Source organism: Streptomyces katrae (genome assembly GCF_000966975.1).
Taxonomy (GTDB): domain Bacteria; phylum Actinomycetota; class Actinomycetes; order Streptomycetales; family Streptomycetaceae; genus Streptomyces; species Streptomyces katrae.
In genome coordinates, this window is record NZ_JZWV01000911.1 from 1 (window position 1) to 8,538 (window position 8,538).

The following is an 8,538-nucleotide window of genomic DNA, read 5'->3' on the forward strand; positions in this document are numbered from 1 at the left end:
CCCCGGGCCCGGCGGGCGGCTCCGGCCGGGGGCGGCCCGCCGCCCGGCCCATCGTCAGGGCCAGCCGGCGCACCCCCGCCCAGTCCATCGGGACGCCGGCGCGGTTCCCCGGCCGGTGCCTCGGCACGACCACGCGCAGCGCGCCCGGCTCCACACGGCAGCGCACGGGGGCCGGCAGCATGACGGACTCGCCGTCGATGCCGATGCGTACCAGCGGTGCGTCGGAGTCCACCTCCACCTCGAGGGCGGTCAGCGAGGTCAGCCCCGTGGAGCGCGCGCCGCGCAGGATGCCCGCGGCCTGGGCGGCGTTGTTCACCTTGATCGCGAGGACGCCGAGGACGCCCGCGTCGAGCCGGCTGCGCCGGCCCAGGCCCGCGGGGTCGCCTGTCCCGTAGGGATTGTTGCTGACCAGCACGGCCTGCGGGTCCTCGACCACGGTGTCCCCGGCGCGCACCGTCAGCCGGGGGCCGGTGTGGCGCGCCAGCAGGTCCGGCAGCAGGCTCAGCGTCGTACGCATCTTGTCGTCGCGGTACGCCGGACTCTGGACCACCTCGGCGTAGGTGCCGAAGGAGGCGTTGTTGACGAAGCCGCGGTCGCCGACGCGGCCGAGGTCCACCCGGAGTTCGACACCGTCGGTGAGGGCGTCCAGGCAGGTCGAAGGATCGAGCCGGTCCAGCCCGAGGTCCATCGCGAAGTGGTTGCGGGTACCGGCGCTGATGACCAGGAACGGGACCCCGTGCTCGGCGGCGACGGAGGCGACCAGGGCCTGCGTGCCGTCGCCCCCGGCGACCCCGACGAGATCGGCGCCGCGCTCGATGGCGCGGCGCGCGAGCTCGGCGACGTCCTCGTGGTGGTCGGGGTCGAGCAGCACCACCTCGGCGCCGAGCGCCTCGGCCTTCTCGCGGAGGCCGAAGGCGCCGACCTTCCCGCCCCCCGACCGCGGGTTCATGATCAGGAACGGGTGCCGGGGCGGCCGCGCCGGACGCCCGGGCATGCGGGACCGGCCCTCGTCGGCCAGGGCCGACCGCCCGGCCGCCACTGCCAGCCCCCACAGGGCCACCGTGCACAGCACGACCCACAAGAGCTGCGCGCGCACGTACGAGACGATCACGGCGACCGGCGAGGCCACGGCGAGGACCAGGGCCATCCAGCGGATCGGCCCGCGATGGGCCAGGAAGAGCCACACGGCCGCCGCCGTGACGGCCACGCCGGCCAGTCCCACCGCCACCAGGACGATGCCGCGCAGCCCGGCGAAGACCAGCATGACGGCCAGCGCGGCCGTGCCCGCCAACAGCGCCAGCCGGGCCTTGACGTGCATGCTCACGCAGCCCACCTCCACTCCGCGACACACCACGACACCTCCATTGGCCCCCGCACCCGCCCGGTCCGCATCGCCCGGGCCGGGCGATGTGCGCGGCGTGCGATCAAGACGGCAGGACGTGACCATGGAGGGGCACCTGCCTGGGACCCCGCCACCGCTGGGTGGCGGCTCCGGCGGTGGGGCGCGGACACGGACACGAGGAGCCGGAGGAAGCCCAGGCCATGAAGAGCCGCCTCGCCGGGGGTATGACCTCATGACCGTGCCCTTGACCGGCGACCCCTTGCTGGCCGCGAAACTCGCCGTGCCCTGCCACGCCCCCGGCCTGGTGCGCCGGCCGCGGCTGCTGAACCGGCTCACCCTGGGCACCAAGGGACCGCTGACGCTGATCACCGGAGCTCCCGGGGTCGGGAAGACCGCCCTGGCCGCCTCCTGGGCCCGGTCCGCGTCCGCCTCCCGCCCGGTGGTCTGGGTGACGCTCGACGAGGACGACACCCCGGGCGTGTTCTGGGCCTACGTCGTCGAAGGCCTCCGGCGCTCCGGGGCCCTGGCCGAGGACGACCTCGGCACGCCCGTCTGCGCGGACGACGTGGACCGCTCGCTGCTGGTCCGCCTCGCCTCCGCGCTCGAACTCGCCCCGCCCCTGGTGCTGGTAGTCGACGGGCTCGACAAGGCCCCGGGCAACGCCGTCCCCGAGGGCCTGCGGTTCGTCTCCGAGCACGCCGGCCCGGCCCTGCGGCTGGTCCTGATCAGCCGGGAGGACCCGCCGCTGCCGCTGCACCGCTACCGGGCCGAGGACCGCGTCCACGAGATCCGCGAACACGACCTGGCGTTCACCCGGAAGGAGGCGGTCCAGCTGCTGCGCGGCCAGGGGACCGCACCCGACGGCCCCCTCGTGGACCTCCTCCTGGAACACACCGAGGGCTGGGCCGCGGGCCTGCGCCTGTGCGCGCTCGCCATGGCGCGCTCCGAGGACCCCGCCGACTTCGCCCGTTCCTTCACCGCCTCCGAGCAGGCGGTCTCCGACTACCTCCTCACCGAGGTCCTCGCAGCCCAGCCCGAGCCGGCCCGTGACCTGCTGCTGCGCGCGGGCGTCCTGAACCGGGTCCACCCCGACCTCGTCGCGGCTCTCACCGGTCGCGGTGACGCGGGCCGCATCCTGCAGGACCTGGCCCGCTGCCACGCGTTCGTCGAACCGCTCCCCGGCACCCAGTGGTACCGGTTCCACCCCCTGTTCGCCGCGGCCCTGCGCGCCCACCTGCGCAGCAGGCAGCCCGAGCTGGAGCCCCTGCTGCACCGCCGGGCCGCCCGCTGGTACGCCGAACAGGGCCGCAGCGCCGAGGCCGTGGACGAGGCCGCCGCGGGCGGCGACTGGAGCTTCGCCGCCGCCCAGACCGTCCAGCACCTGCTGGTGGTCCCCCTCCTCGCCGGCGGTGGATCCCCGTCCGCCGACACCTTCTCCCGCATGCCCGAGGACGTCCCCGGCGCCAGGGCGGCCCTGGTCGCCGCCGCCTGCCGGATGGCCCGCCAGGACGTCCCGGGCTGCCGCTCCTGGCTCGCCCGCGCCGAGGCGGCGACCGGCGGTCCGGCCCTGGAGACCGAACCGGCCGACGGGCTCACCGCCGCCCTGCTGCGGCTGCTGTCCGCCCCCGGCGCCGCCGACGAGGAGGCCCACCGGGTCGCCGAACTCCTGGCACGCCTCCCGTCCGAGGAGCGCGCCCGCCACCCCGAGCTGGAGCCGCTGCGCCTGTACGGCCAGGCGTGCGCCCGCCTGCGCGGGGGCCTCCCGCAGCCCGCCCGCGAGGTGCTCGAACAGGCGGTCCGGGCCTGCTGCGGAGACGCCGCGGTCCTGCTGCGGCACCGGTGCCTGGGACGGCTGGCCCTGGCCGACGCCGCCGCGGGGGAGCTGACCCTCGCCGAGGAGCACGGGGCCGCCTCCCTGGCCCTCGCCGACCAGCACGGCATCCCGGAGTCCCACCGCTCCGGCGCCGCGGGCCTGGCGCTCGCCGCCGTGGCCCTCGAGCGGGAGGACCTCGCCGCGGCGGCCGGGCACCTCGACCACGCGGAGCTCCTCGCCGACACCCGCGACGACCTCGACCTCCTGATCGAGCGGTCGGTGCTCCGGGCCCAGCTGGAAACCGCCCGGGGCGCGTGGGACGCCGCCCGCACGCACCTCGACGGCCACCTCGAAGGGCCGGCCGCCGCCTCGCCCGGGCCGGCCGCCCGCCTCGCCGTCGCCCATGCCACTGCGGCCCTGGCCCGCGGGGACCTCGACGCCGCGGCCACCGCCCTGGACCAGGTCGGGACGGGCGACGCCATGCCCTCGCACACGGTGGCGCTGGCCCAGGTCCGCGCCGCCGCCGACCACCCCGCACAGGCCCTGCGGCTGATCGAGACCGCGGAGGAGTCCGACGCGCTGACCGTGTCCGACCGGGTCCGCCTGCTGCTGCTCCGTGCCCACCAGGCGCTCCTCGACGGACACGAGGACAGGGCGCGCGACCTGCTCGTCCAGGCCCTCGACACCGCACGCCCCGAAGGGCTCAGGCGGCCGTTCACGGAGGCCGGTCCCTGGGTGCGGCACCTGGCCGCCGGCCTCGACGGGCGCAGCGGCTCCTACACGTGGCTCGGTGCCCCGCACGCCCCGGCCGACCGCCCGGTGGTCGAGCAGCTGAGCCCCCGGGAGCGGGAGGTGCTCCAGCAGGTGGCGCGGATGATGTCCACCGACGAGGTCGCCGCCGAGCTGCAGCTGTCCGTCAACACCGTCAAGACCCACCTGCGCGGCATCTACCGCAAGCTGTGCGTCTCCCGCCGGCGCGACGCGGTGGAACGCGCTCGCGAACTGCACATGCTGTGACCCCTGCGACACCCGCCCGGCCGTGCCTCACCTGCGACGGGTGAGGTGCGCGGGAGGGCCGGCGGTATGGACGTGGCGGGCCCGACGGGGCTGCGGCGACTGGGAGAGAGGCGGCTGCCCATGCGCTACGAATTCCGGATCACGGGCCGTGTGTCCGAGCCGGTCTCCCATGCCTTCCCGGAGCTCCGGGAGTTCCCGGCGGCCCGTCAGACCCTCTTCTTCGGCACCGTGACCGACGAGGCACACCTCTACGGCCTGCTCGGACGGTTCCGGGACCTGGGACTGCACGTCGAGGAGATGCGACGCCTGCCCGACTGACCGGGCACGGTCGCCCAGGACCCACGCAGGCAGGAGGCGGGAGCACCGTGACCACGTTCCCCTTCGCCCCGGGGCCGGCCCCCACACCGGCCGACCGCGCAGAGCGCGGCAAGCAGGCGCGGGCGGGCCTGCCGCGGTCCGGGCAGGCCCGGTTCGACCCGGGGCCCGACCGGCCCGACCCCGTCGAGGTGCTGCTGGCGCAGGCCGCCTCACGGGTGCCGGAACTGGTGCCCATCCGGCACGGCCGCATGCTGAAGTCACCCTTCTCCTTCTACCGGGGCGCCGCCGCCGTCATGGCCGCGGACCTGGGGCGCGCACCCCGCACGGACCTCACCGTGCAACTGTGCGGAGACGCCCACGTCATGAACTTCGGCCTCTTCGCCTCACCCGAGCGCTCCCTCGTCTTCGACGTCAACGACTTCGACGAGACCTACCCCGGCCCCTTCGAATGGGACGTCAAGCGGCTCGCGGCGAGCCTCGCCGTCGCGGGCCGCGACAGCGGGTTCACCCCCCAGGACCGGGCCGCCGTCGTGGCCGAGGCCGTCTCGGCGTACCGGCGCCGGATGCGGCGCCTCGCCGAGATGCGCGTCCTGGACATCTGGTACGCCCAGGACGACTCCGAGGAGCTCCGCCTGATCGCCGCCCAGGGCGGCGACCGCGTGCTGCGCCGCACCGACCGCACGCTGGCCAAGGCCCGCAGCCGGGACCACCTCCAGGCCCTCGCCAAACTCACCCACCGCGTCGGCGGAGAGCTGCGCATCGCTCCCGCCCCGCCCCTGATCGTGCCCCTGTCCCAGGTGCTGGGTGAGGGCGGCCGCACGGACCAGGACACCGTCGTGCGCGGGCTCATCGAGGCGTACGCGCAGAGCCTGGCTCCCGAACGCCGCGTACTGCTCGCCCGATACCGCCCGGTCGACGTCGCCCGCAAGGTCGTCGGCGTCGGCAGCGTCGGCACCCGCTGCTGGATCGTCCTGCTGACCGGCCGGGACGAGGACGACCCGCTCCTGCTCCAGGCGAAGGAGGCCCAGGAATCCGTCCTCGCCCCCTACACCGCGCCCGCGGACTACGGGAGCCAGGGCCTGCGCGTGGTGGCGGGGCAGCGGCTGATGCAGGCCGCCAGCGACATCTTCCTCGGGTGGATGCGGGTCACCGGCGTCGACGGCAGGGAGCGCGACTTCTACGTCCGCCAACTGCTCGACTGGAAGGGCTCCATCCGCGTCGAGACGATGCGCCCGGAGGGCCTCAGCCTGTTCGCCCGGGCCTGCGGCTTCTCCCTCGCCCGGGGCCACGCCCGGTCCGGTGATCCCATCGCCATCGCCGGCTACCTCGGTATTTCCGACGCCTTCGACCGGGCGGTCGCCGCCTACGCGGAGGCGTACGCCGAACAGAACCTGCGCGACTACGACGCGTTCCTCGAAGCCGCCCGCACCGGCCGTGTGGCGACGGCCGAGGGCTGACCGACCGCCCGCGGGCCGCGGCGGCGGGCACCGAGAAGAGGGAGGACGAACCATGGACCCGACTGCCCCGGTCCCCTCCGGCCCCGAAGGGCCGCACCCCCCGCTCAGCGCGGAGGAGCGCGCGGAGTACGTACGGCTGCGCAAGGCCGCCTCGGTGCGCCACAAGCGCGTGCGCTACGCGGGGGCCTCGGTCCTGCTGCTGCTCGCGCTCCTGCTGTCCCCGATCGCTGTCGTGTCGGCCTGGGTGGACGACACGATCACCGACACGGACCGGTACGTGCAGACGGTGGCTCCCCTCGCCGACGAGCCCGCCGTGCAGAACGCGGTCAACGACAAGCTGACCGCCGGCGTGGTGGCCAACGTCGACGTCAAGGCGATCACCGAGGCCCTGGGCCGGGCCCTGAAACAGGCCGACGCGCCGCCCCTGGTGGTGGAGAAGTCGCAGGCCCTGGAAGGCCCCCTGAAGAGCGCCCTCACCTCGGCGGTCCACGCCGTGGTGGCCAAGGTGGTGGCGAGCGACCAGTTCGAGACCGTCTGGACCGAGGCCAACCGGCGGGCCCAGGCCGCCGTGGTCAACGTGCTGACCGGGGAGGGCTCCAGCGCCGTCGCGTCCAAGGGCGACACGATCGTCCTCGACCTCGGCACGCTCACCGACCAGCTCAAGGAGCGGCTCACCGCCGCCGGGTTCGAGAAGGCTTCGGCGATCCCCGAGGTGGACAAGCAGATCCCGCTGCTCAAGGTCGACAAGCTGGACAAGGCCCAGAACGCCATGCGGCTGCTGAACGTCGTGGGCGTCTGGCTGCCCGTGGTGGCCCTCGCCCTGGCGGCCCTCGCCATCTGGTGCGCCCCCGCCCACCGCGTGTGGCTGATGGCCACCGCCATCGGCGTGGGCGTGATGATGGGCGTCCTGCTCGTCGCCCTGGCCGTGGCCCGGAGGATCTACCTGGACTCCGTGCCCCCGGCGACCCTGCCGCCCGATGCCGCCGCCGTCATCTACGACACGCTGGTGCGCTTCCTGCGGGAGAGCGCCCGCACGCTCATCGTCGTCGCCGTGGTCACCCTGCTGGCCGCGTACCTGTACGGGCCGGGGCGCGGCGCCCGCGTCGTGCGCACCGAGGCGCGCCGGGCCACCGGCGCCGGAGGCCGCCACCTGCAACGGCTCGGCGTGCGGACCGGTTCCACGGGGCGGTGGCTGGCCGGGCACGGGGCGTGGACGACCGGCGTGGTGATCGGGGCCGGAGCGCTGACCCTGCTGCTCTGGAACCATCCGACGCCCGCCGTCGTGGCCGTCGTCTTCGGGATCGTGGTCCTCGTCCTGGTCCTGCTCGGCGTCCTGGCGGCCGCCCCGGGCGACGGGCCGCACCCCGGCAAGGAGGCCGGCCACCCCACCCGCGGCGGGTGATGCGGACGGAAACGGGCTCCGCCGACCGGGTGAACCCCGATGTGATCATGCCTCTACGCTAGGCCCCGGCAGGCCGTCGACGGACGGCCGGTGAGGGAACGGGGAGCGGGCTGTGCCGGTGCCATCGGAGCAGGCGAACGACGGAGACCTGGTCGGCAGGGCACTCGGAGGGCGCTACCGGGTGACCGAGGTGGTCGGCCGCGGCGGCATGGGCGTGGTCGCGAAGGCCGTCGACGAGGTCCTCGGCCGCGAGGTCGCCGTCAAGCTGCTGCGGGCCTACACCGACGCCGGCCCCGCCGAACTGGCCGACCTGCGCACCCGGATGCAGCGGGAGGCGCAGGCCGCCGCGCGCATCCGGCACACCGGGGTGGTCACCGTGCACGACGTGACCGAGGACCAGGGGCTCCCGGTCATCGTGATGGAACTCGTCGACGGCCCCTCGCTGGACGCGGTCGTCGCACGGCGCGGCGCGCTGGACCCCCACGAGGCCGCCGCGATCGGCGCGAAGCTGATGGACGCCCTCGACGCCGCCCACCGGGCCGGTGTCCTGCACCGGGACGTCAAGCCGGGCAACGTGCTGCTGGAGCGCGGCGGCCGGGTCGTCCTCACCGACTTCGGCATCGCCAGCATGCAGAACCCCGACGACGAGGAACTGGCGAAGCTGACCCGCAGCGGCGAGATCGTCGGTTCGCTGGACTACCTGCCGCCGGAGCGGGCCCAGGGCCGGGAACCCGGCCCGGCCTCGGACATCTGGTCGCTCGGGATGACCCTGTACGCGGCGGTGGAGGGCGTCTCGCCGTTCCGCCGGACCTCGGTGTGGTCGACCCTGTCCGCGATCATCGCCGAACCCCTCCCCGAGGCCCGGCGGGCGGGCCCGCTCGGACCGGTGCTGCAGGCCCTGATGGCGAAGGAACCGGAATCCCGCCCCACGGCCGACCAGGCCCGCGCCCTCCTGGAAGCGGTGGCCTCCGGCACCGGCACCCCGGGGCCTGCTGCCGGGCCGGCTGGGGCAGCCGGGGTCGGCGGGGCGGCATCGGCTGCCGGGGCCGCCGGGTTTGCCGGGGCCGGTGGGAACGCCCCGGCAGGGGACAGGGGGCTGACGATGGCTGCTGGAGCTGCTGGGCTGGCTGGGGCCGGCGGGGCTGTCGGGCCGGCCGGGGCGCTCGGGCCGGCCGGGGTGCATTCCGGC

6 protein-coding genes are annotated in these 8,538 nt (G+C 75.4%); 5 read left to right on the forward strand and 1 reads right to left on the reverse strand.

What is annotated here, in order from left to right:
* Positions 1 to 1,318: diacylglycerol/lipid kinase family protein (locus tag VR44_RS29460; RefSeq protein WP_045950668.1), on the reverse strand; the 1,318-nt coding region annotated here is incomplete at its 3' end.
* A 256-nt stretch (positions 1,319 to 1,574) separates the two neighbouring features.
* Here VR44_RS29460 and VR44_RS29465 point away from each other — a divergent pair.
* From VR44_RS29465 to VR44_RS29485, 5 genes are all read left to right on the forward strand, one after another.
* On the forward strand, positions 1,575 to 4,172 hold the full coding sequence (locus VR44_RS29465; protein ID WP_045950665.1) for a winged helix-turn-helix domain-containing protein: 2,598 nt from the start codon (positions 1,575 to 1,577) through the stop codon (positions 4,170 to 4,172).
* 120 nt (positions 4,173 to 4,292) lie between these two features.
* Positions 4,293 to 4,490: a hypothetical protein gene (locus tag VR44_RS29470; protein WP_045950669.1), complete on the forward strand. Its 198-nt coding sequence runs from the start codon at positions 4,293 to 4,295 to the stop codon at positions 4,488 to 4,490.
* Positions 4,491 to 4,537: 47 nt separating this feature from the next.
* Entirely contained in the window at positions 4,538 to 5,947 is a 1,410-nt protein-coding gene (locus VR44_RS29475) for a DUF2252 domain-containing protein (protein WP_045950666.1), read from the forward strand.
* A 52-nt stretch (positions 5,948 to 5,999) separates the two neighbouring features.
* On the forward strand, positions 6,000 to 7,349 hold the full coding sequence (locus VR44_RS29480; RefSeq protein ID WP_045950667.1) for a hypothetical protein: 1,350 nt from the start codon (positions 6,000 to 6,002) through the stop codon (positions 7,347 to 7,349).
* Between the two features lie 118 nt (positions 7,350 to 7,467).
* Positions 7,468 to 8,538 (forward strand): serine/threonine-protein kinase (locus tag VR44_RS29485; protein ID WP_245692434.1); only part of this gene is annotated, 1,071 nt, incomplete at its 3' end.

What these genes read in the sequence shown, in the direction of transcription:
- VR44_RS29465 (WP_045950665.1), top strand. Translation starts at nt 1,575, where the DNA reads ATGACCGTGCCCTTGACCGGCGACCCCTTGCTGGCCGCGAAACTCGCC.
- VR44_RS29470 (WP_045950669.1), top strand. Translation starts at nt 4,293, where the DNA reads ATGCGCTACGAATTCCGGATCACGGGCCGTGTGTCCGAGCCGGTCTCC.
- VR44_RS29480 (WP_045950667.1), top strand. Translation starts at nt 6,000, where the DNA reads ATGGACCCGACTGCCCCGGTCCCCTCCGGCCCCGAAGGGCCGCACCCC.